Origin of the sequence: Streptomyces sp. PR69, assembly GCF_026420845.1 — a bacterium.
Classification (GTDB): Bacteria; Actinomycetota; Actinomycetes; order Streptomycetales; family Streptomycetaceae; genus Streptomyces.
Window position 1 is genome coordinate 238958 of the sequence record NZ_JAOWCB010000005.1, and the last position, 21573, is coordinate 260530.

At 72.4% G+C, this 21573-nt stretch carries 22 protein-coding genes; 15 read left to right on the forward strand and 7 right to left on the reverse strand.

The genetic code is table 11. From position 1 onward, the window contains the following. Positions 1-18: 18 nt before the first annotated feature. Genes hypF through OF819_RS07205 form a run of 3 tightly spaced genes read right to left on the reverse strand, consistent with a single transcriptional unit; the run spans position 19 to position 3652 of the window. Complete coding sequence (hypF, locus tag OF819_RS07195; protein WP_267242518.1) at positions 19-2457, reverse strand: carbamoyltransferase HypF; 2439 nt, start codon at positions 2455-2457, stop codon at positions 19-21. Next, positions 2454-3218: a hydrogenase nickel incorporation protein HypB gene (hypB, locus tag OF819_RS07200; RefSeq protein WP_267242519.1), complete on the reverse strand. Its 765-nt coding sequence runs from the start codon at positions 3216-3218 to the stop codon at positions 2454-2456. The genes hypF and hypB overlap by 4 nt, the downstream gene beginning before the upstream one ends. Then, positions 3218-3652, reverse strand: coding sequence for a hydrogenase maturation nickel metallochaperone HypA (locus OF819_RS07205; RefSeq protein ID WP_267242520.1), 435 nt, complete (start codon positions 3650-3652; stop codon positions 3218-3220). The genes hypB and OF819_RS07205 overlap by 1 nt, the downstream gene beginning before the upstream one ends. A 181-nt stretch (positions 3653-3833) precedes the next feature. Here OF819_RS07205 and OF819_RS07210 point away from each other — a divergent pair, with 181 nt between their 5' ends. The 10 genes from OF819_RS07210 to OF819_RS07255 all read left to right on the forward strand — a co-directional run bounded on the left by OF819_RS07210 (position 3834) and on the right by OF819_RS07255 (position 12703). After that, the gene (locus OF819_RS07210; RefSeq protein WP_267242521.1) at positions 3834-5525 is read left to right on the forward strand and encodes a hydrogenase maturation protein; all 1692 of its coding nucleotides are present in this window, start codon (positions 3834-3836) and stop codon (positions 5523-5525) included. A 56-nt stretch (positions 5526-5581) separates the two neighbouring features. Next, positions 5582-6649 carry a hydrogenase expression protein HypE gene (locus OF819_RS07215; protein WP_267242522.1) on the forward strand — a complete coding sequence of 356 codons (1068 nt, stop codon included), beginning with the start codon at positions 5582-5584 and terminating at the stop codon, positions 6647-6649. An 88-nt stretch (positions 6650-6737) separates the two neighbouring features. Further along, positions 6738-8525, forward strand: coding sequence for a nickel-dependent hydrogenase large subunit (locus OF819_RS07220; RefSeq protein WP_267242523.1), 1788 nt, complete (start codon positions 6738-6740; stop codon positions 8523-8525). Between the two features lie 11 nt (positions 8526-8536). Beyond that, a complete protein-coding gene (locus tag OF819_RS07225; RefSeq protein ID WP_267242524.1) occupies positions 8537-9100 on the forward strand; it encodes a NifU family protein in 564 nt (187 codons plus the stop codon). Further along, positions 9097-9804, forward strand: coding sequence for a DUF5947 family protein (locus tag OF819_RS07230; protein WP_267242525.1), 708 nt, complete (start codon positions 9097-9099; stop codon positions 9802-9804). The genes OF819_RS07225 and OF819_RS07230 overlap by 4 nt, the downstream gene beginning before the upstream one ends. After that, positions 9789-9995, forward strand: coding sequence for a hypothetical protein (locus tag OF819_RS07235; protein WP_267242526.1), 207 nt, complete (start codon positions 9789-9791; stop codon positions 9993-9995). Before OF819_RS07230 ends, OF819_RS07235 begins: the two co-directional genes overlap by 16 nt. Beyond that, positions 9992-10708, forward strand: a complete 717-nt coding sequence (locus OF819_RS07240; RefSeq protein ID WP_267242527.1) for a DUF6084 family protein — start codon at positions 9992-9994, stop codon at positions 10706-10708. Before OF819_RS07235 ends, OF819_RS07240 begins: the two co-directional genes overlap by 4 nt. Beyond that, positions 10705-11775: a hypothetical protein gene (locus OF819_RS07245; RefSeq protein ID WP_267242528.1), complete on the forward strand. Its 1071-nt coding sequence runs from the start codon at positions 10705-10707 to the stop codon at positions 11773-11775. Before OF819_RS07240 ends, OF819_RS07245 begins: the two co-directional genes overlap by 4 nt. Beyond that, the gene (locus OF819_RS07250; RefSeq protein WP_323748902.1) at positions 11772-12575 is read left to right on the forward strand and encodes a hydrogenase maturation protease; all 804 of its coding nucleotides are present in this window, start codon (positions 11772-11774) and stop codon (positions 12573-12575) included. Before OF819_RS07245 ends, OF819_RS07250 begins: the two co-directional genes overlap by 4 nt. Next, complete coding sequence (locus OF819_RS07255) at positions 12572-12703, forward strand: DUF6893 family small protein (protein WP_267242529.1); 132 nt, start codon at positions 12572-12574, stop codon at positions 12701-12703. The genes OF819_RS07250 and OF819_RS07255 overlap by 4 nt, the downstream gene beginning before the upstream one ends. A 63-nt stretch (positions 12704-12766) precedes the next feature. Here OF819_RS07255 and OF819_RS07260 read toward each other — a convergent pair whose 3' ends face one another. After that, positions 12767-14359 carry an FAD-dependent monooxygenase gene (locus tag OF819_RS07260; protein ID WP_267242530.1) on the reverse strand — a complete coding sequence of 531 codons (1593 nt, stop codon included), beginning with the start codon at positions 14357-14359 and terminating at the stop codon, positions 12767-12769. Between the two features lie 41 nt (positions 14360-14400). Beyond that, positions 14401-15420 carry a methyltransferase gene (locus OF819_RS07265; RefSeq protein WP_267242531.1) on the reverse strand — a complete coding sequence of 340 codons (1020 nt, stop codon included), beginning with the start codon at positions 15418-15420 and terminating at the stop codon, positions 14401-14403. A 305-nt stretch (positions 15421-15725) separates the two neighbouring features. On the opposite strand from OF819_RS07265, the gene OF819_RS07270 reads away from it, so the two are divergent. Together OF819_RS07270 and OF819_RS07275 are read left to right on the forward strand one after the other, a co-directional pair. Then, positions 15726-17348 (forward strand): FAD-dependent monooxygenase, encoded by a 1623-nt coding sequence (locus tag OF819_RS07270; RefSeq protein WP_267242532.1) that lies wholly within the window; start codon positions 15726-15728, stop codon positions 17346-17348. A gap of 13 nt (positions 17349-17361) precedes the next feature. Then, positions 17362-18393 (forward strand): methyltransferase, encoded by a 1032-nt coding sequence (locus tag OF819_RS07275; RefSeq protein WP_267242533.1) that lies wholly within the window; start codon positions 17362-17364, stop codon positions 18391-18393. 10 nt (positions 18394-18403) lie between these two features. Here OF819_RS07275 and OF819_RS07280 read toward each other — a convergent pair whose 3' ends face one another. Further along, positions 18404-18865 carry a MarR family winged helix-turn-helix transcriptional regulator gene (locus OF819_RS07280; protein ID WP_267242534.1) on the reverse strand — a complete coding sequence of 154 codons (462 nt, stop codon included), beginning with the start codon at positions 18863-18865 and terminating at the stop codon, positions 18404-18406. Positions 18866-18980: 115 nt separating this feature from the next. On the opposite strand from OF819_RS07280, the gene OF819_RS07285 reads away from it, so the two are divergent. The 3 genes from OF819_RS07285 (at position 18981) to OF819_RS07295 (ending at position 21201) form a co-directional block, all read left to right on the forward strand. Further along, positions 18981-19505 carry a hypothetical protein gene (locus tag OF819_RS07285; protein ID WP_267242535.1) on the forward strand — a complete coding sequence of 175 codons (525 nt, stop codon included), beginning with the start codon at positions 18981-18983 and terminating at the stop codon, positions 19503-19505. Between the two features lie 94 nt (positions 19506-19599). Next, on the forward strand, positions 19600-20928 hold the full coding sequence (locus tag OF819_RS07290; RefSeq protein WP_267242536.1) for a cation:proton antiporter: 1329 nt from the start codon (positions 19600-19602) through the stop codon (positions 20926-20928). Positions 20929-21039: 111 nt separating this feature from the next. Beyond that, on the forward strand, positions 21040-21201 hold the full coding sequence (locus OF819_RS07295; RefSeq protein ID WP_267242537.1) for a TetR-like C-terminal domain-containing protein: 162 nt from the start codon (positions 21040-21042) through the stop codon (positions 21199-21201). A 134-nt stretch (positions 21202-21335) separates the two neighbouring features. On the opposite strand, the gene OF819_RS07300 is transcribed toward OF819_RS07295, so the two are convergent. Further along, positions 21336-21572, reverse strand: coding sequence for a ferredoxin (locus OF819_RS07300; RefSeq protein ID WP_267242538.1), 237 nt, complete (start codon positions 21570-21572; stop codon positions 21336-21338). Position 21573: the final 1 nt, after the last annotated feature.

Below are 21573 nucleotides of genomic sequence, written 5' to 3' on the forward strand. Positions count from 1 at the left end.
ACAGGCCCTCTAGGCCCTCTAGGCCGTCGTGCCGTCCCGCTGCCGTGCGGCCACCACGAGCTGTCCCAGGGCGAGCCCCCCGTCGCCCGGCGGCACCTCGCCATGCCGCAGCACGGTCAGCCCCGCGGCCGTCAGCCGTCTGGCGCACTCCTCGTCCAGCAGCGCGTTGGCGAACACACCGCCGGTCAGGCCCACCGCCGAGGCCCCGGTCTCCCGGCGGGCCGTCAGACACACCTCGGTGACCGCCGCCGCGACCGCCCGGTGGAACCGCGCCGCCACGGCCGGGACGGGCACGCCGCCGCGCAGCTCCGCGACGGCCTCCCGCAGGACGGGCGCGGGATCGATCAGGGTGACGCCGTCGCGACGGCTCCCGCGCAGCCCGAAGCCGTACGCGCGGTCGTCGCCGTCCCATGCCTGGGCGGCCGCGGCCTCCAGCTCGACGGCCGCCTGGGCCTCGTAGCCCGCCCGGTGGCACACCCCGGTCAGGGAGGACACGGCGTCGAACAGCCGGCCCATGCTGGAGGTGGGGACGCAGGCGAGGCCGCGCTGAAGCTGACGTGCCAGCAGCCGCAGCTCGCCGGGAGCGCAGGCCGCGGTGCAGGGCAGATCCGGGTCCCAGGCGACGCCCGCCGTGCGCAGCCGGGCCAGCGCCATCCGGCAGGGGTTGGCCACGCCCGCGTCCCCGCCGGGCAGCGGGGCGTAGGCGAGATGGGCGAGCCGCCGGTATCCGCGGTAGCCGGCCAGCAGCACCTCGCCGCCCCACACCGCGCCGTCGTCGCCGTAGCCGGTGCCGTCGAAGGCCACCCCGATGACGGGCGCGCTGCCGTCAAGCCCGTGCTCGGCCATCAGGGAGGCGATATGGGCGTGGTGGTGCTGCACGCGCCGCAGCGGCACGCCCGCCGCGGCCGCGCGGCGTGCGGCACGGCGCGCCGAGAGATACCCCGGATGGCGGTCGGCGGCGAGCAGGCCGGGCGCGACGCCGGTCAGCTCCGTCAGCCGGCGTTCCGCGGCCCCGGCGGCCTCCGCCGTGGCCAGGTCCGCCATATCGCCCACATGAGGGGAGAACCAGGCCTCGTGCCCGGCCCCAAGGCACAGCGTGTTCTTCAGATCGCCGCCGACGGCCAGCGCCGGCGGGACGGACGTCGGCAGCGCGACGGGGGACGGCGCGTAGCCGCGTGAGCGGCGCAGCACCAGCACCCCGCCGTCGTCCGGGCGGAGCCGGACCACGGAGTCGTCGCACGGCGCGGCGATGGCCCGGTCGTGCCAGAGCCAGGCGTCGGCGATCCCGGCGAGGCGGCGGACCGCCTCGCCGTCATCGGTCACGATCGGCTCGCCCGAGCGGTTGCCGCTGGTCATGACGAGGACCCGCGGACCGGGCGGATCGCCGGGCAGCCCGAACAGCAGCTGGTGCAGCGGGGTGTACGGCAGCATCACCCCCACATGCGGACTGCCCGGACAGACGCCGGCGGCCAGACCCCGCGCGGCCGCGCCTCCGGACGTGCGGCGGCGCAGCAGCACGATCGGGCGGCGGCCGCCGGTCAGCTCCGCGCGCTCCGCGGGGCTGATGTGCGCGATCCGCTCCGCCGCGGCCAGATCCGCGCACATCACGGCGAAGGGCTTCCCGCCGCGCTCCTTGCGGGCGCGCAGCGTGTCCACGGCCGCCGGGTCGCCGGCGGCGCACGCGAGGTGGTAGCCGCCGAGGCCCTTGACCGCCAGGACCGCTCCCCGCGCCAGGAGCTCCCGCGCCCGGTGGAGGGCCTGCTCGCCCAGGCACTCCGGCCGGCCGCCGGAGGAGAGGGTGAGGCGGAGCCGCGGCCCGCAGCCGGGGCAGGCGACGGGCTGGGCGTGGAAGCGGCGGTCGCCCGGGTCCGCGTACTCCCGCGCGCACAGCGGGCACAGCGGGAACGCGGCCATGGTGGTGGTCGCCCGGTCGTAGGGGAGGCCCGTCGCGATGGTGAAGCGCGGCCCGCAGTGCGTACAGGTGATGAAGGGGTGCCGGTGGCGGCGGTCCGCGGGGTCGGCCAGCTCGCTGAGGCAGTCGGCGCACGGCGCGGTGTCGGGCGGGATCGCCGTCCTGCCGCCCCCGTCCGGGCCGCCCCCGTCCGGACCGTCTCCGTCCCGGCCGTCGCCGTCCGAGGGCAGGATGGTGAAGTCCCCGCCGCCCATGGCGCGTACGGGCGTCCAGTCCAGCCCGGTCACGGCCGCCAGCGGCGGCGGCTCCTCCCGCAGCCGCCGGCAGAACTCCTCGACGGCCGCCGTCCCGCCCTCCACCTCGGCGGTGACGCCGTCCGTGCCGTTGCGGACGAAGCCTGAGAGGGCGAGGCCCCTCGCCAGCCGGCAGACGAACGGCCGGAAGCCCACGCCCTGCACGGTGCCGCGCACCCGGACCCGGCGGCGCACCGCCGTGCCCTCCACGGTGTGCGTCGGCGTGTCCGTGTGCGTCGGCGTGTCCGTCACAGGGCGGAGCCCGCGCCGACGGACCCGTGGCTGTGTGTGCGGCCGGCCGCGCCGTGGCCGTGGGCGCTCAGATGCTCAGCCGCGAGCAGCGGACGGTGCGGCTCGGCTCCGTCGCACACCGCCGTCACCCGGTCGGTGAACGCGTCCACGCCCCGCCCCAGACGGGCGCTGGTGCGCAGCACCTCCACACCCGGGTTGATCCGTTCGACATGGTCCAGGAACTCCGCCTCGTCAAAGCAGACGGCCTTCGCCAGATCGGTCTTGGTGAGCACCACCAGATGCGCCAGGCCGAAGGCGGTCGGGTACTTGACCGGCTTGTCCTCGCCCTCGGTGACGGACATCAGCGTCACCCGGAGGGTCTCGCCGAGGTCGTAGGAGGCGGGGCAGACCAGATTGCCCACGTTCTCCACGAACAGCGCCCTGATCCCGTCGGGCAGCCAGCCCGTCACATGGGCGCGCAGCTGGGCGGCTTCCAGATGGCACAGCCCGCCGGTCAGGAGCTGCTTGACGGGTGCGCCCGAGCGGGCCAGCCGGCGTGCGTCGTTCTCCGTCGCCAGGTCGGCGGTGAGCGCGGCCGCCGGCAGTCCGCGTTCGGCGGCCCGGCGCAGCACGTTCTCCAGCAGGGCGGTCTTGCCGCTGCCCGGGCTGGACAGCAGATTGACGGCCGTCACGCCCCTGGCGGCCAGATCGGCGCGCAGACGGGCGGCCAGCTCGTCGTTCTTGGCCAGTACGGCCTCCCGTACCTCGACGCTGCGGCACATCAGGCGTCCTCTCCTCTTCCCGTGGGGAGCCCCGCCGGGCGGGGCGCGGCCGGACACGGCTCCCGGTCCGGTGGGCGTACGTCGTCGGGCGGCGTGAGCTGTACGCCGATCAGCTCCAGCTCGCGTCCGGCGAGCAGTCGTGCGGCGGGCCGCTCGCACCGCGGGCACCACAGCCGCGGCGGCGATCCGACGGCGAATTCCATGTCGCAGCTGTCGCATGCGGCACGGGCGGGCACCTCCTCGACGATCAGCTCCGCACCGGCCAGTGCGGTGCCCTCCGCGGCCAGCCCGAAGGAGAACCGCAGGGCGTCGCCGACCACGCCGGACAGTTCGCCGACGCGCAGCCGTACGGCGTCCACCGAGGCCGCACCGTGGGCGCGGGCCGTCTCCTGGACCCGCTCCACGACGGCGGCCGCGATTGACAGTTCGTGCATGGGTCCCCACGCTAGGCACGGCCGGAGGGCGGTTTCCGGACGGCGTACGCGGGGCGGCCCCTGATTCCACCCGCTGGCCCAAACCCGGCGCGATGTGCGGCGCGCCCGTGCGGCAGGCGGCGGCCCTGCGGCCACCATCGGCGGTCGGGTACCGAGCCGATCGCCGATCCGAGGAGCCGTCATGCGTGTGCTGCTGGTCGCCAGCGCGTTCAACAGCCTGTCGCAGCGCGTCCAGTGCGAGCTGAGGGACCGCGGCCACGCCGTCGCGGTCGAACTGGCCGGCCGTGCGGGCGTGCGCCCCGACGCCGTGGCCCGCCGCGCCCCTGACCTGGTCATCGCGCCGATGCTCACCTGCGCGATCCCCGAGGAGGTGTGGTCGGCGTACACCTGTCTGATCGTGCATCCCGGTCCGCCGGGGGACCGGGGGCCGTCCTCGCTCGACCGGGCGCTTCAGGACGGCGTCGACCGGTGGGGGGTGACGGTCCTTCAGGCGGTCGCCGAGATGGACGCCGGGCCGGTCTGGGCGTCGGCGGCCTTCGACGTGCCCGCGGGCGTCGGCAAGAGCGATCTGTACCGGGGCGAGGTCGCCGACGCCGCGGCGGAGGCCGTCGTCCTGGCCGTCGAACGCTTCTCCTCGGGGACGTACACCCCGGCGCCGCAGTCCCCGGCGGCCGTGTCGGCGCGCCCGTATCTGCGTCAGGAGGAGCGCGCGATCGACTGGCGGCGGGAGCCGACGGCCTCCGTGCTGCGCAGGCTGTGGGCCGCCGACTCCCATCCGGGCGTGCTCGACCGGCTCCTGGGGGGCGAGTGGTATCTCTGCGGCGGCCATGAGGAGGACACCCTCACGGGCCCGCCGGGCGAGCTGCTGGCCACCCGGCACGGGGCCGTGTGCCGGGCCACCGTGGACGGCGCGGTGTGGATTCCGCAGCTGCGGCCCCGCCGCGCTCCCGGCGGCCCCGCGACCTTCAAGCTCCCGGCGGCCCTGGCGCTCGGCGACCGGCTGCCGGCCGTGCCCGAGCTGCCCGGCCCGCTGCGGCCGCCCGCGGGCAGGCGCACCTGGACCGACATCCGCTACGAGGAACAGGGGGCCGTCGGCTTTCTGCGGTTCTCGTTCCCGGGCGGTGCGATGGGCGTCGACCACTGCCGCCGGCTGCTCGACGCCTACCGGGTGGCGCTGTCCCGGCCGACGGACGTTCTGGTGCTGGGCGGAAGGCGCGACTTCTTCTCCAACGGCATCCATCTGGGGGTCATCGAGGCCGCGGCCGACCCCGCGGCGGAGTCCCGGGCGTGCATCGAGGCCATGGACGATCTGGTTCAGGCGGTGCTCACCACGACGGACCGGCTGGTCGTGGCCGCCCTGGCGGGCAATGCGGCGGCCGGCGGGGCGATGCTGGCGCTCGCCGCCGACGAGGTGTGGTGCAGATCCGGGTGTGTGCTCAACCCCCACTACCGGCTGATGGGGCTCACCGGCTCCGAATACTGGACGTACACGCTGCCGCGGCGGGTGGGCGCGGCGACGGCGGGGCGGCTGATGAGCGAGGCGGAGCCGCTCAGCGCCAGGGCCGCGCTGGGCCTCGGGTTCGCCGACCGGGTGGTGGAGTGCGGTCCTGAGGACTTCGCCGCGGAGGTCGCCCGTTCGGCCGGGCGGCTGGCTTCTTCGGCCGCGCTCCGCTCCCGCGTCGGAGCGAAGAAGGCCGCGCGGGAGCGCGATGAGGCGGTCCGCCCGCTGGGCGACTGGCGGGCGGCGGAGCTGAAGCGCATGCGGGAGATCTTTGACGATCCAGCGGCTCCGTATCACGCTCTGCGGTCGGCATTTGTGCGCAAACAGCCCCGTCCCGGCGTGCCCACCACCTCATGCATGCCCGAATTGTGAGCATTGTTATGGCGTGAAAGCCTGCGGTGGAGGCCGTCGGCAGAAAGGGAACCGCCATGAGCGCCGGAAGCGAGGAGTCGGAGGCCGAGGCAGCCGCCTCCGCGGACGAGGTCCACATCCTGTGGACCTCGGAGGGGATGAGCTGCGACGGGGACACGGTGTCGGTCACGGCCGCCAGGCTGCCCAGCCTGGAGGACGTCGTCCTCGGCGCGATCCCCGGACTGCCGAAAGTGGTCCTGCACAACAAGGTCCTGGCGTACGAGACCGGCGACGACTTCATGGCGGCCTTCCACCGGGCGGCCCGCGACGAGCTGGGCCCGTATGTGCTCGTCGTGGAGGGCTCCGTCCCCAATGAGCGGGTCAACGGCGACGGCTACTGGGCGGCGATGGGCAACGACCCGGAGACCGGGGAGCCCATTGCCTTCAACACCTGGCTCGACCGGCTGGCGCCCAATGCGTTCGCCGTGGTCGCCGTCGGCACCTGCGCCGCCTACGGCGGCATCCACGCCATGGCCGGCAACCCCACCGGCTCGATGGGGCTCGCGGACTACCTCGGCTGGGACTTCCGCTCGGCCGCGGGCATGCCGATCGTGAATGTGCCGGGCTGTCCCGTACAGCCCGACAACTTCATGGAGACGCTCACCTGGCTGCTCTACCAGGCCGCGGGCCTCGCCCCGCCGCTCCCGCTCGACGAGCAGCTGCGGCCCACGTGGCTGTTCGGCAAGACCGTTCACGAGGGGTGCGACCGCGCCGCCTACTACGAGCAGGGCGACTTCGCCAAGGACTACAACTCCCCCAAGTGCCAGGTGAAGATCGGCTGCTGGGGGCCCGTCGTCAACTGCAATGTCACCAAGCGCGGCTGGATGGACGGCGTCGGCGGCTGCCCCAATGTCGGGGGCATCTGCATCGGCTGCACCATGCCGGGCTTCCCCGACAAGTTCATGCCGTTCATGGACGAGGCGCCCGGCGCCAGCCTCTCCTCGGCGATCCTCTCCGCCTCCTACGGCCCGCTCGTCCGCTCCCTGCGTGCGATCACCAACAAGGCGGCCAACCGCGAACCCAAGTGGCGGCACGGGCGCGAGCTGGTCACCTCGGGCTATGACCCCCGCTGGCCCCGCCGCTGACCCGCCCGTCCGCCCGCCTCCCGCCGTCCGCTCGTCCCCGTCCGCCGCTCGCCCCCCGCCGACGACCACCCCCGGAAAGGACCGTGCCGTGCCGAGCGAGACCCTCGTGCCGCCCCAGCAGCGTGAACTGACCGATGTCGCGTTTGACCCCATCACCAGGATCGTCGGCAACCTGGGCATCTATACGAAGATCGACTTCCCGCGCCGGGAAGTCGTCGAATGCCGCAGCACCTCGTCCATCTTCCGCGGCTACAGCGTTTTTATGAAGGGCAAGGACCCCCGCGACGCCCACTTCATCACCAGCCGCATCTGCGGCATCTGCGGCGACAACCACGCCACCTGCTCCGTCTACGCCCAGAACATGGCGTACGGCGTCAAGCCCCCGCCGCTCGCCGACTGGATCATCAACCTCGGCGAAGCCGCCGAGTATATGTTCGACCATACGATCTTCCAGGACAATATGGTCTTCGTCGACTACTGCGAACGCATGGTCAAGGAGACCAACCCCGGCGTGTGGGAACGCGCCGAGCGCACCCCCGCCCCGCGCGCCGACCGGCACGGCCTGCGCACCATCGGCGAGATCATGACCTCGTACAACCCCTTCGAGGGGAGCACCTACAAAGAAGCCCTCGAAATGAGCCGGCTCACCCGGGAGATGATCTGCCTGATGGAGGGCCGGCATGTGCACCCCTCCACGCTCTACCCCGGCGGCGTCGGCACCGTCGCCACCCCCCAGGTCTTCACCGACTACCTCGTCCGGCTCACCCGCTGCCTCGACTTCGTCAAACGCGCGGTCGCCATGAACGACGACGTCTTCGACTTCTTCTACGAGGCCCTGCCCGGCTACGAGGAGGTCGGCCGCCGCCGTACGCTGCTCGGCTGCTGGGGCGCCTTCCAGGACCCGGAGGTCGTCGACTACGACTACCGGACGATGAACACCTGGGGCAACGCCATGTTCGTCACCCCCGGCATCGTCGTCGACAACCAGCTCATCACCACCGACCTGGTCGACATCAACCTCGGCATGCGCATCCTGCTGGGCAGCTCGTACTACGAGGACTGGGAGGGCGAGGAGACCTTCGTCGACACCGACCCCCTGGGCAATCCCGTCGACAGACGCCACCCCTGGAACCAGACCACGCTGCCCGCGCCGCAGAAGCGGGACCTCGACGGCGGCAACTACAGCTGGGTGATGAGCCCCCGCTGGTACGACAGGCGCACCGGCGACCATCTCGCGCTGGACACCGGCGGCGGCCCCATTGCCCGCCTGTGGGCCACCGCCCTCGCCGGCAAGGTCCGCACGCCGTACGTCCGTTCCACCGGGCACAGCGTGGAGATCGATCTGCCCAAGACGCCGTCGAGCCCGGAAGTCCGGCTGGAGTGGCGGCCGCCGGCCTTCCCCAACACCATCGAACGCAACCGCGCCCGCATGTACTTCGTCGCCTACGCCGCCGGGATGGCGCTGCACTTCGTGGACAAGGCCCTCGGCGAGGTGCGGGCCGGACGCACCAAGGTCTTCCAGGACTTCACCGTCCCCTCAGAAGGCATCGGCGTCGGCTTCCACGAGGCCGTCCGCGGAGTCCTCTCCCACCATCTGGTGATCCGCGACCGGAAGATCGCCAATTACCACCCGTACCCGCCCACCCCGTGGAACGCCAGCCCCCGCGACAGCTACGGCACACCCGGCCCGTACGAGGACGCCGTCCAGGGCTGCCCCATCTTCGAGGAGAACGGCCCCGACGGCTTCAAGGGCATCGACATCATGCGCACCGTGCGCAGCTTTGACCCCTGTCTGCCCTGCGGCGTCCATATGTACCTCGGCGGCGGCCGCACTCTGAAGCAGTCCCACTCGCCGACGTTCGGCGCACACTCCTGAAGGAGACGGCCATGCCCTGGGACGAGGAAGAAGCCCGCCGGCACGTGGTCAGGACCGAGCAGCAGCTCGCCGCCCTGGACACCCTCCCCGACCATGCGGCGGCCGCCCGCGCCCGCGAGGCCGTACAGGCGCTGGTGGACCTGTACGGAGAGTGCCTGGCGAGGATCGCGGCGCAGCTCGGCGAGGCGGACCCGGACGCGGTCCGCCGGCTGGCCGGCGACCCGCTCATCGGCCAGCTGCTTTTGGTGCACGACCTCCACCCCGACCCGGTCGCCAGCCGCATCGAGGCCGTACTCGCCGAACTGCGGCCGGCGCTCGGCGGCGGCGAGGCGGAACTCCTCGCCGTCGAAGGGCCCGTGGCGCGGATCGGACTCACCGAAGGCGGCGCTTCCGGCGGCTGCGGCTGCTCCCCGGACGGGCCGCCCGACGACGCGGTGCGGGACGCGGTCCTGGGGTGCGCCCCGGAGATCGAACGGGTCGAGATCGAGACCGTACGGGCCCCCGCCCCGCAGGCCGTGATCCCGGTCGCCGACCTCTTCCGCGGCCCTGCCCTCGCAGCACGGGAGGCGGGGTGACCGCGCCCAGGGCCTTTGCGGCCCCCCGGCTGCGCCGACTGGCGGCCCCCGGCGGCGCCGGGCATACAACGCGCGAGGTGTGCGACCTGTGCGCCCAGCCGATCGCACCGGACCACCGTCATCTGCTGGAGACGGGAAGCGGCGACATCGCCTGCGGCTGCCCCGCCTGCGCACTGCTGTTCGACCGTACGGACGCCGAGGGAGCCCGCTACCGGCTGATCCCGGACACCCGCAGCCGACTGGACGGCCGCGTCCTTGACGACGCGACCTGGGCAAGTTTCGGCATCCCCGTCGGGCTGGCCTTCTTCACCCGGCCCTCGGGCTCCGACGCGGTCCGCGCCGCCTACCCCAGCCCGCTGGGCCTGATGCGCTCCGTCGTCGCCCCGGAGAGCTGGGCCGGGGCCGAGGCCGCCTGCCCCGCCCTGGCCGCCATGACCCCGGACGTGGAGGCCCTGCTGGTCAACCGGGTGTGCGGGGAGCCCCGGCACTGGCTCGTCCCCCTGGACGACTGCTACCGCCTCGCGGCCCTGGTGCGCGCACACTGGAAGGGACTGGGCGGGGGAGACGAGGTCTGGCGGCAGGTCGACGGATTCTTCCAGGCACTCACACCCGGCCCCGCGCGCGACGCGGGGCTTCCAGGCCCCGCTTCCGGCGCGGGCTCCCCGCACACGACACCCAGGGAGGCGTCATGGGCATCGCCGTAGGAAAGCCCGACGTCCGCGTCGACCGGGCGGCACACGTCCGCGGCGTCCGCCGGGGCAACCACCTCGGACTCGGCAAACACCAGCCGGGACACCGGCGCGACGACACATCCACGGCACGCCGCTCCACCGGCGTCAACGCCAAGCACCATGAGCCGATCATGCCCGACATGCCGAATCTGTCGCCCGCATGACGGCCGCCGCACCGCAGACGACCGGGCCCGCCGGGGCCGGACACGGCGCGATCGACGCGGCACCCGAACTGACCTTCGCCGTCACCGGGGTCGAGCCGGAGCGCCATGCCGCCGTACCCACCCTCCGCTTCACCCTGGAGACGGCCCGCAGCGGCGGCGGGCCGGTCCGGGCCGTGGCGCTGACCGTCGCCGTCCGCATCGAGGTGACCCGCCGCGCCCACGACCCCGTCGCCTGCCGGGCGCTGACCGAGCTGTTCGGCCAGCCGGAGGAGTGGGGCCGGACCATGCGGCCGCTGCTGTGGACGCAGACCACGGTCCAGGTGCCGCCGTTCGACGAGCGGACCTCCGTGCCGCTGCTCGTGCCGTGCGCCGCCGACGCGGAACTGGCCGTGACCAAGTATCTGCGCGCCGCCGGGGACGGCGAGGTGCCGCTCGGCTTTCTCTTCAACGGCACGGTCTTCTACCACACCCCCGGCCCCGCGCCGGTGGCCGGCGCGCTGCGCACCGCGCACATCCCCTGGTCCGCCGAGGCCTCCTGCCCGCTGCCCGCGGGACTGTGGCCCCGGCTCATGGAGCGCTACCACGGCGCGGACCCCTGGCTGCGGCTGCGCCGGGAGACCTGTGACCGGCTGGACGCCTACCGCGCACACCACGCACTGGGCAGCACCGACGACGCGGTGCGCGCCCTGCTCGACCGATCGGGAGCACCATGAAGGACACCGCAGCGCAGACCGGCGTCGACGCCATCGCCCGCACCTGTCTGTACGAGGGCTATCTGCTGTGGCCCTACCGCAGGTCCGCGCTGAAGAACGCCAAACGCTGGACGTTCGGCGGGGTCTTCCCGGGCGGCGGCTGCGCCGAGGCGCTCGGCGAACGGCACACCGCGACCGCGCAGCTGCTGCTGGAACACGGCATCGGCCCGTACGAGGTGACCGTACGCCTGAGGTTTCTCCAGGTCGTGGACCGCACGGTATGGCGGGACGGCCCCGAGGGGCCGGAGCGCACGGATGCGCTCACCGTCGCCGGAGAGCGCCATGTGACCTGGCAGGAGGCGACCGAACGGGAGGTCCTGCTCACGCTCGCCGTGCCCGGCTCCGGCCCCTGCGCGAGCGCCGTCGACATCCCCGAGGGCTCCGCCGCCGAGCCGCTCGCCGAAGCGGACGGACGCCGCGCCGGCAGCGTCATCCGCGGCTGGCGGCGGCTGAGCGGTACGCTGACGGCCGCGAGCGAGCCCGTCGCCCCCGGTGTGGACCGGCTGACCGTCCGGGTGGCGAACACCTCGGACTGCCCGCCTCCCCGGCCGGGCGACCGCCGCGCCCGCGAGGAGGCCGCGGCGTACGCCTTCGCCTCCACCCATCTCATCCTGCACAGCGACCAGGCCCGGTTCATCTCCCTCCTCGATCCTCCTTATCAGCTGCGCCGCGCCGCCGCGGCCTGCGCCAACGACGGCGTCTGGCCGGTCCTCGCGGGCGAGCAGGACGGGCCGGACGGCCGGCGGGCGCACACCGTGCTCGCCTCGCCTCTCACGCTGTACGATTTCCCGGCCGTGGCCCCGGAGAGCCCGGGCGACCTCTTCGACGGCACGGAGATCGACCAGCTCCTCGTCCTCAGCGTGCTGAGCATGACCGAGGAGGAGCAGGCGGAGGCCCGGGCCTGCGACCCCCGGGCGCGTGAGATCCTCGACCGCTGCGCCGGACTCGGACTGGACGAGATGGCCCATCTGCACGGCGCGATCCGGGAGTTCCGCCCCGCGGCCGCGCCCGTACGGGAGGACGGGTGACCGGCGCGCCGCGGACGGTGCTCGTGGACGGCGTTCCCGTCGGCCGCGGCAGCCGGGTACGGCTGCGGCCGTCCCGGAGGGCCGACATCCTCGATCTGGCGCTGACCGGCCGGGAAGCCGAAGTCGACGCGATCGAGGAGGACTTCGAGGGACAGCTCCATCTGGCCGTCCTCGTCCGGGACGACCCCGGGCGCGATCTGGGCGCAAGCCGCAAGATCGGCCACCGCTTCTTCTTCACACCGGAGGAGGTGGAGCCGCTGGGACCCGGCGCCGGTGCACCGGCCCCTCGGGTGCTGGTCGCGGGCATCGGCAATATGTTCCTCGCCGACGACGGCTTCGGCCCCGAGGTGATCGCCGCGCTCAGGGAGCGGCCCGCGCCGCCCGGCGTGCACCTCGTGGACTTCGGCATCCGGGGCATGGACCTGGCCTTTTCGCTGCTCGACGGTTACGCGGCCGCGCTGCTCGTGGACGCGGCCCCGCACGGTGAGCGGCCCGGCACGCTCAGCGTCATCGAGCCCGGGCCCGGGCCGGAGACCGCCATGCCCGAGGCCCACGCCATGGACCCGGTCCGGGTGCTCGCCCTGGCGCGGCGGCTGGGCGACGGCACGCTGCCCCGCGCCCTGGTCCTCGGCTGCGAACCCGAGGTCCGCATGACGGGTGAGGAACCCGATGTCGTCGTCGGCCTCAGCGCCCCCGTGCGCCAGGCCGTGTCACGCGCCGTGCCGCTGGTCGAGTCCCTCGTCACCGAACTCCTTGCACATTCGTCCCTCACCGGCGCAGGAAAGGCAGCAGCCCCATGAAGAACGGCATCTTCATCCCCGCATCAGTCGTCCGCCTCGCCGTCGGCGTCCTGGCCGTCGCGGTGACCGCCGTCGTCCTCGCGGAACTGCCCGAGGCATGGCGCTACTACAAGATGGAGACGATGTGACGCAGCAGGGGCCCGGACGCCCGCAGGGGACGCCCGGGCCCACGCCCGTACCATGACGCGCTGTCAGCCCGTACGGGACAGCAGGGTTTTCACCGCCGCCGTGAGGTCCGCCTTCGGGTCGGCGGACGCGCCCGTGGAACGCCAGGCGACGAAGCCGTCCGGGCGGACGAGCGCCGCGCCGTCGGACTCAAGGCCGTACGCCTTGGCGAAGGCGTCGCCCGTGTACTCGGCGTCCGCGCCGCCGATGCGGCAGGCGCGCAGCGTGACCCCCAGGTCCTTGGCGACGGCCGCCGCCGCCTCCGCCCACGCCCGGCCCCCCTCGGGGGTGACCACGACGGGGGCGCGCCCGTACAGGTCGAGCGTGGAGACCGTCCTGCCGGAGTGCTCCAGCTCCACATGCGGGGCGCGGGTGCCCGGCTCGCCGCTCAGGTGCTGCGGGGCGACCGGCGGGCCCTCGCTGTAGCGGTAGCCGAAGACCGTCGTCCCGTACGCCTCCGCCGCGTCCTGGCCGTCCGCGTCGTCGCCGGTGCGCTCCTGCATCATGCCCAGCGCCTGCTGCAGCGTCATCCAGGCGACCGGGTGCCGCTCGGCCTGGTAGGTGTCGAGCAGCTCCTCGCCGGCCTCGCCGTCCAGGACCGCGGCCAGCTTCCACGCCAGGTTCGAGGCGTCCTGGATGCCCAGGCTTGCGCCGAACCCGCCGGTCGGCGGCACCAGATGGGCCGCGTCGCCGACCAGGAACACCCGTCCCCTGCGGTACTCGCGGGCCACCTGCGCGCCGATGACGAAGCTCAGCCACTGCGCACCGCCGGCCGGCAGCTGCGGAATGATCCCGACCTCCAGCTCGGGGTCGCCGATCGCGGCCCGCACCAGAGCGACCGCCTTCTCCTCGGTCATGTCGTCGAGCGACTCGCCCGGCGGCATGCCCGTGGCGAAGATCCACCGCCGCTGTCCGTCGTGCGCGAACAGGATCGTGGACGGGGCGGGCTTGTCGAGATAGCAGACCCCGACCGGCCGGCCCCTGGCCGCCTTCGACAGATCGGCCTCGAACAGCACGGACACGGTCGTCGCGAACTCGCCGGGACCGTCCGCCTCGATGCCCAGCGTGGAGCGGATCGGGCTGCGGCTGCCGTCCGCCGCCACCAGGTACTTGGCGCGCACGGTGCGCTCCGCGCCGGTGACGGTGTCCCTGAGCACCGCGACGACCCCGCGGTCGTCCTGCTCGAACGAGACCAGCTCGGTGGAGAACGCCAGCTCGGCGCCCAGCTCCCCGGCCCGCTCGCGCAGCAGATGCTCCAGCCGGTCCTGGTCGATCGGGGCCCACTCACACGGGCTCACCGACCCGCTGGGGTCGGGCTGGTCGGTCGGACCGCTGAAGATCTCCGGACCCGCCAGGGTCTCGGCGCGGATCATCAGCAGTTTGCTGAAGTCCGTGGCGAGCGACGCCTCGGACCACACCCGGTCCTCCAGGCCCACCTGGCGGTACAGCTCGACCGTACGCGGGTTGACGCCGCGCGAACGGGGATGGCTCAGGGTGTCCGGATGGCGCTCCACCACCAGTGAGCGCACCCCGTGCCAGCCGAGGAACACCGCCGTCGACAGCCCGGTCACCGCCCCTCCGACGACGAGGACCGGAACCTCCTGATCGGTCGTGCCCATAAACGGAATCCTTTCCTCGATAATCGTCCGGGGAGGCGGGGTCAGGCGGCCTTGCGGCAGATGACGACCGTGTCGTAGTCGCTGAGCGGGGCGACCTCGGTGGAGGCGAAGCCGGCCTTCCTGGCGTGCTCCAGCAGTTCGGAGGTCGGGTACTCGGAGCCGCCGTCGGTGACCAGCAGCATGTCGAGACTGATGACCAGGTTCTCCACATGGTCCGGCTCGTCGTCCAGCATCCGGTCGTAGACGATCAGCGCGCCGCCGGGGTTGACCGCGTCAAACGCCTTGGCGACCAGCTCGCCGCGCTGCTCGCGGTCCCAGTCGTGCAGCACATGGCCCATCGTCACCACGTCCGCCTTCACCGGCAGCGGCTGGGTGAAGAAGCTGCCGCCGTGGAAGTGGACCTTTCCGGTCAGCCCGTAGCTCTCCACATGCTCGTCGAACAGCGGCTCCATGGGCGGCAGGTCGAAGACATGCCCCTCCAGATGCGGCTGGTTCTTGACGATGATCGAGCAGAGATTGCCGCGGGCGCCGCCGACGTCCAGCACGGACTTCGACTTCGACCAGTCGAACTTGCCGACGAGCTCCGGGCCGACGACATGCGTCAGCGCGTCCATCATATGGACGAACTGCTTCAGGATGTGCGGGTTCTTGACGACCTCGTCGAAGTGCGACCCCGACTGCTGCTCGCCGGTGCGCAGCGCCTCGCTGAGCCGCCCCCACGCCGGGTACAGATTGCGGTTGGAGCGCTCCAGGAACCCGCCGACCCAGGTGCGCTCGCCGCGCACCAGATAGGTGTCCGCGCCCGGGGCGTTGCGGAACCGCCCGCCGTCCGCGCGCTCCAGCAGACCGAGCGCCGCCAGCAGATTGAGCCAGTCGCTCAGGCCGCGCCCGTGCAGTTTCAGCTCGCTGCGGATCTCCTCCTGGGTGGCGGGGCCCGTCTTGTGCAGGGTGGTGAACAGATCCAGTTCCACTGCCGTGAGCAGCGCCTTGGCGTCGCAGAACGCGTTGCTCAGCCGGATGATTCCGGCCGGCGTGCTGACATCCGGGCTGGTGTGCGTCATGCGCAGGACTCCTTCCGACACGGCGCATGGCCTGGTGCCAGGCCGCTGGCGGGAGAATCCACGGCGCGGGTTGAGGTCGCCTAGAGAGGCACTGGTGACTGCGCCTTCTGCTGTGTCCTCAAACTCCCCCGGACTTCTCCCCCAGCTACCTCCCCCAGACTCCGTCTGGAGGTGCCCCCAGGAGGCGCCCCCAACGGGCTGGGTTTTCCGCACCTGTAGCCGCTTTCAAGTCGCCGGGGCTACCCATCAGGGGTGCCGCGGACCGAGTTCCCGGCGGAAGCCCAGCTTGCCCAGAGGGGATATGCATGTATGACGTGAAGATCCCGGTGCTGATCGTCGGTGGTGGTCCCGTCGGCCTGTCCACTGCGCTGTTCAGCGGCCGGCGAGGCGTGCGCACGATGCTCCTGGAGAAGAGGGACAGCACCTCCATGCTCCCCCGCGCCCCGGGCCTGCAGGCCCGCACGATGGAGCTGTTCCGGGCGGCGGGGCTCGGCAAGGACATCCGCGCGCTTGAGATGGGCGACTCCCACGCCTACTTCGAGGGCGGCATCATCAAGGTCGAGACGTTCTCGGACATCGACAACGCCGAGCTGCTGGAGGCCCCGTCCCTGGACGGCGAGACCGTCAGCCCGGAGCGGGTGATGGGCTGCGGCCAGGACCGGTACGAGAAGGTGCTGGTCGCCAAGGCCAGGGAGTTCGGCGCCGACGTCCGCTTCAACACCAAGCTGATCTCGTTCGAGCAGGACGCGGACGGCGTCACGGCCGTCGCCGAGGACGGCAAGACCGGAAAGCGCCTGACCATCCGGGCCGACTACCTGGTGGGCGCGGACGGCGCGGGCAGCCGTATCCGCGAGGCGCTCGGCGTCCAGCGGGTCGGCCGCGGCACGGTGTTCAACGCGCTCTCGATCTACTTCCGCGCGCCGGAGCTTGAGACGCTCCTCAAGGACACCAAGTTCATCCTCTGCTACGCCTCCGCGGGCGGCACCCTGATGGGGCTGTCGCGGCTGCATGGCTGCGACCCGTGGCTTGCCGCGCCGATCTACTACCCGGAGAAGGGCGAGAAGCCCGAGGACTACACGGACGAGCGGTGCGTGGAGATCGTGCGCCGTGCGGCCGGCAAGGACATCGACGTCGAGATCATGGCGAAGGTGCCGTGGCAGGGCGCCCAGCTGGTGTCCGAGACATTCCGCGCGGGCCGGGTGTTCCTGGCGGGCGACGCGGCGCACGTCCACCCGCCGGCCGGCGGCTTCGGCGCGAACACCGGCATCCATGACGCGCACAACCTGTCCTGGAAGCTGGCCGCGGTGCAGCACGGCTGGGGCACGGACGTGCTGCTGGACACCTATGACGCGGAGCGGCGTCCGCTGGGCGCCGCCATGTCGGAGCAGGCGCTGGTGCGCAACCGCATCCGTCACGGCTACGCCACCGAACAGGACCGCGCGGACTTCGTTGACGACGTCATCATCACACTCGGCTACCGCTACCGCTCGACGTCAATCATCGGCGCGGAGGGGGCGAAGGTGCTCACCCCGGACCTGGAGCTGACCGGCGAGCCCGGCACCCGCGCTCCGCACGTCTGGCTCAGGAGGGGCGACGAGACGATCTCTGCGATCGATCTGTTCTGGGACTCGTTCGTGCTGCTGACCGGCCCGGAGGGCGGGGAGTGGGCCAAGGCGGCCGTGCCGGTCGCGGAGAAGCTGGGCATCCCGCTGCGTACGCATGTCATCGGGGCGGGGCAGGAGCTTCAGCCGGCCGACCGGGACTGGGCCGACGTGTACGGCGTCGGCAGCGGCGGTGCGGTGCTGGTGCGGCCCGACGCGTTTGTGTCCTGGCGGTCCGCGGAGGCGAGCGACGACCCGCACGGCGTGCTGGCGGATGTGATCGCCCGTGCGTCGGGGGCCGAGACCGCCGCCGTGCCGGCGCCGTGAGGGGGCGCGGACGATGACGGCGCACGCATCCGAAGAGGCCGTCCACCCGGGCGCGGTGCTGGCCCAGGCGATGGCCTTCCAGCCGGCGCGGCTGGTCCTGACCGGCATCGAGATCGGGCTGTTCTCGGCGCTGGCCGAGCAGCCCGACACCGAGGCCGGGATCAGGCGGCGGCTCGGTCTGCACACCCGCGGCACGGACCACTTCCTGGCCGCGCTCGCCGAACTCGGGTTCCTGGAGTGCTCGGCGAGCGGCGTCTACGCCAACTCGCGGGTGGCGCAGCGGTTCCTGACGCCCGGTGACGACGCCTATCTGGGCGGCTTTCTCAAGGTCGCCGGCCAGGTGATGTACCCGGCGTGGGACAGGCTCGGCGAGGCGCTGCGCACCGGCGCCCCGCAGGCGGCCACGTACACCGGCGAGGACATGTTCGGCGAGCTGTATGAGAGCGACGAGAAGAAGGACGGGCTGGTCGGCATGGCGGAGGACGCCAGCCGGCCGCTCATCCCGGCGCTCACGGAGTCGTTCGACTGGGCGAAGCGCAGCTCGGTGCTGGAGCTCGGCGGCTGCCGGGGCAATGTGCTCGCGGGCCTGGTGAAGGCGCATCCGCATCTCGACGCGCGCGTCTTTGACCTGCCACAGCTGGAAGGGGACTTCACCGCCCATATGGCCTCGATCGGCATGACGGGCCGGGTCCGCTACCACGGCGGTGACTTCTTCGCCGATCCGCTGCCGCAGGCCGATGTGCTGATGATCGGTCATGCGCTGGTGGACTGGAACGACGAGCAGCGCCTGCAGCTGGTGAAGAACACATTCGCGGCGGTGCGTCCCGGCGGGGCGTTCCTGGTCTGGGACCCGGTGATCGTCGAGGACGACGAGAGCTATCTGCGCAACCTGATCCGCAGCCTGAATCTGCAGCTGATGACGCCGCACGGCAAGGGTTACCGCTTCGAGCAGTGCGCGGAGTGGATGCGGGAGGCCGGCTATGCCGATGTCACCCGCACCTCGCTCGGCCATGACGTCACTCTGGTGATCGCCCGCAAGGAGTAGGCCCGGTCGCTCACCGCCGGATGCGTTCGGTGTGCTGCTCCTGGAGTTCTCTGCTGGCGCGGAAGAAGTCCAGGAGCAGGGTGAGCTCCTCGACGCTGTAGCGGGCGACCTGCCGGAAGCCGTCCTGCGCGAGCGGCCCGAAGATCTCCTCGGCGGCCTTGAGCGCCTTGTCGGTGGGCCGTACGACCGACCGGCGGCGGTCGGCGGGGTCGGGGGAGCGGGTGATGTACCCCAGCCGGTCCAGCCGGTCGAGCAGGGCCGTGACACTGCCCGTGGTGAGATTCAGCGCCGCACCCAGTTCGCTGGGTGCGGCGCTTTCGCGCTGCATGAGGACGTCCAGACAGTGCAGGTCGGTGCGGTTGACGCCGAGGCGCTGCGCGGCCGCGTAGTCGAAGGAGTCGACGGCGGTCTGGAGCGCGCGGATCTCGGCGGCGAGCTCCCGCTGAAGATTCTTCCGGTTATCGCTTGACATCCAAGTAACTCGACCTTCAAGATAAATGTATCGGATAGCTTGATGCTCAAGCTAGTCGAATCCCAAGAGAAGTCAAGATCGGGTCGTTGCCCGGGTTCCCGGAAGGAACACTGCGATGAACACCCAGACATTCACCAAGGCCGCGCAGGAGACTGCCGAGAAGGCCGCGGAGCAGACCGAGCGGGTCGAGGCGTACTACACCAGCGTCAAGCGGCTGGGCCACTGGACCGGCGCCCGCACGATCGACGTGACCGCGCGCCGCGGCTCCGTCCAGCTGGACCTGAGGTCCGCGCAGATCCCCGAGGGCGATCTTGAGGTGCGGATCACAGGCGAGCGCTCCCTCCTCAAGCTCCTCGTCCCCGACGGCACGGTGGTCGACGAGCGGGAGCTGGCGTACGAGGGCCGCAGCGAGGTCAAGGACGCCCAGCGGCACTCCGCCTCAGGCGGCCGGCGGCTGAAGCTGACCGGGGTTCTCAAGCGGAGCGAGGTCCGCATCGTGCGCGGCGGCATGGCGACGCTGACGGCCATGTTCTCCCGCGAGTTCGTCGAGGACTGCCGCACCGCGCACCGAGGCGGCACCCTGCCGACCGTGCACGCTCCCGAGAGCGTCCGCGAGGGAACCCCGAGGGATGCCGACTGAAGCCCTCAACACGTCTTTGAGCAGGCCCCCTTAGCTTCGTGCCAGCGGCCGCCGGGTCCTCCGGCGGCCTGCGCGGGCTGAAGGGGGCAGGCGTATGACGGCACATCAGATCGAGTCGCTGTTCATCGGACTCGCCGCCATTCTGGTCCTCAGCCGCGTCCTCGGCGCGGGCGCGCGCCGGATCGGCCAGCCTCCCGTGGTGGGGGAGATCCTCGCCGGCCTGCTGGTGGGCCCCACCCTCTTCGGCGGGGCCGTCGCCGACTTCCTCTTCCCCGCCGACATCCGCCCGCTGCTGACCGCGCTGGCCCATCTGGGTCTCGCGCTGTTCATGTTCGTCATCGGCTACGAACTCGACCTCGCCCTGCTGCGCGGCAAGGAGCGCATCGCGGCGAGCGTCTCGCTCTGCTCGGTGCTGCTGCCGTTCGGCCTCGGCGTCCTGCTGGCCCTCTATCTGAGCCGCTCCCACCCGACCGACAACCGCACCGGCTTCCTTCTCTTCCTCGGCGCGGCCATGTCCGTGACGGCGTTCCCCGTGCTCGCCCGCATCCTGGCGGACAGCGGCCTGGGCAGAACCCGCGTCGGAGGCATCGCGCTGGCCAGCGCGGCCATCGACGACATTGTGGCCTGGTCGCTGCTCGCGGCCGTCATCACCGTATCGGGCGGCGGCGCCCAGTGGACCACGCTCCTCGCCCCCGTCTATCTCGCGGTGATGTTCCTGCTGGTACGGCCGGGTCTGCGCCGCCTCTTCGACGAGCGCCGCGGCCGCGGCCAGATCACCGCGGACCAGCTGATCGTCGTCCTCGGCGGGCTGATGCTGTCGTGCTGGGCCACCGAATGGCTCGGCGTCCACTTCGTCTTCGGCGCGTTCCTCTTCGGCGTGGTGATGCCCCGCACCACCTCCGAGCGCCTCCGGGCCCAGGTCGTCGACCGCTTCGAGTACCTCAGCCGGCTGCTCCTGCTGCCGGCCTTCTTCGTGGTCGCGGGCCTTCAGGTCGACCTCTCCCGCACCGGCCTCCGCTCGCTCGGCGAACTGGCCCTCATCCTGCTGGCCGCCATCTCCGGCAAGTTCCTCGGCGCCTATGCCGCATCCCGCCTCAACGGCGTCCCGCCCCTGCAGAGCACGGTCCTCGCCACCCTGATGAACACCCGCGGCCTGACCGAGATCGTGATCCTTGCCATCGGCCTCCAACTCGGCGTCCTCACCCCCGATCTGTACGCCCTGATGGTCGTCATGGCCCTGATCACCACAGCGATGACAGGCCCCCTCCTCCACCTCCTCCGCCGTCGCGCGGGCGGCTCCCAGGCCCTGGGCGCCTATGCGGACCGGACGCCGGACGCGCCGATCGACGCGGCGGCGGGCGCACTCGGGACGGCGGTCCCTCCGCGCGGCGACGCGGACGTTCTCCAGCCGGGAGTCAAGTAGCGTGATCTGATCGCCGCGCTCGCCGCCGACACCTGCAACCGGCTGGCGGACCAGCAGGAGGCGGCCCGCGACGCGCTTCCCGAGGCGGCCGTCGCGGCGCGGCTGCTCGCGGTGGCGGAGACTTTCCGGGACTGGGCCCGCACGCGGCCCGCGGAGTTCCGGCTCACCTACGGCGACAACTCGCCGGGCCATGCCCCGACCGCCGACATCGTGGTCGCGGCCGCCCGCCGCTGCTGCATGATCCTGCTCGGCGCTGGAGATGCCGGGCCTTGAGCAGCCGGCCGGGCGGCGCGGGGGGAGCAGCGTCAGCCGCCCACAGCGAAAGGAGGCGACGCCCCGACAAGGATCGTCGGGGCGCCGCCTCCTCCGGGACGCTCACGCCGGGGCGCCGCCTCGTGCGGAAAGGCTCACGCCGGGGCCGCCGGGGCCGCCGGAGCGGCCGGAGCATCCTCGTCCTCGTGGATGCGGATCGACTTCGTCGGGCAGCCGCGGGCCGCGCGGCGGATCTCCTCGTGGAGTTCGGCCGCCGGGCGCTCGTCGAGGATGCGGACCAGGCCGTCCTCGTCCTGGTCGAAGACCCCCGGCACCCGGTAGACGCACAGGCTGCTGACCGCGCAGGTCTCGGAGTTGGCCGTCACTCGCATG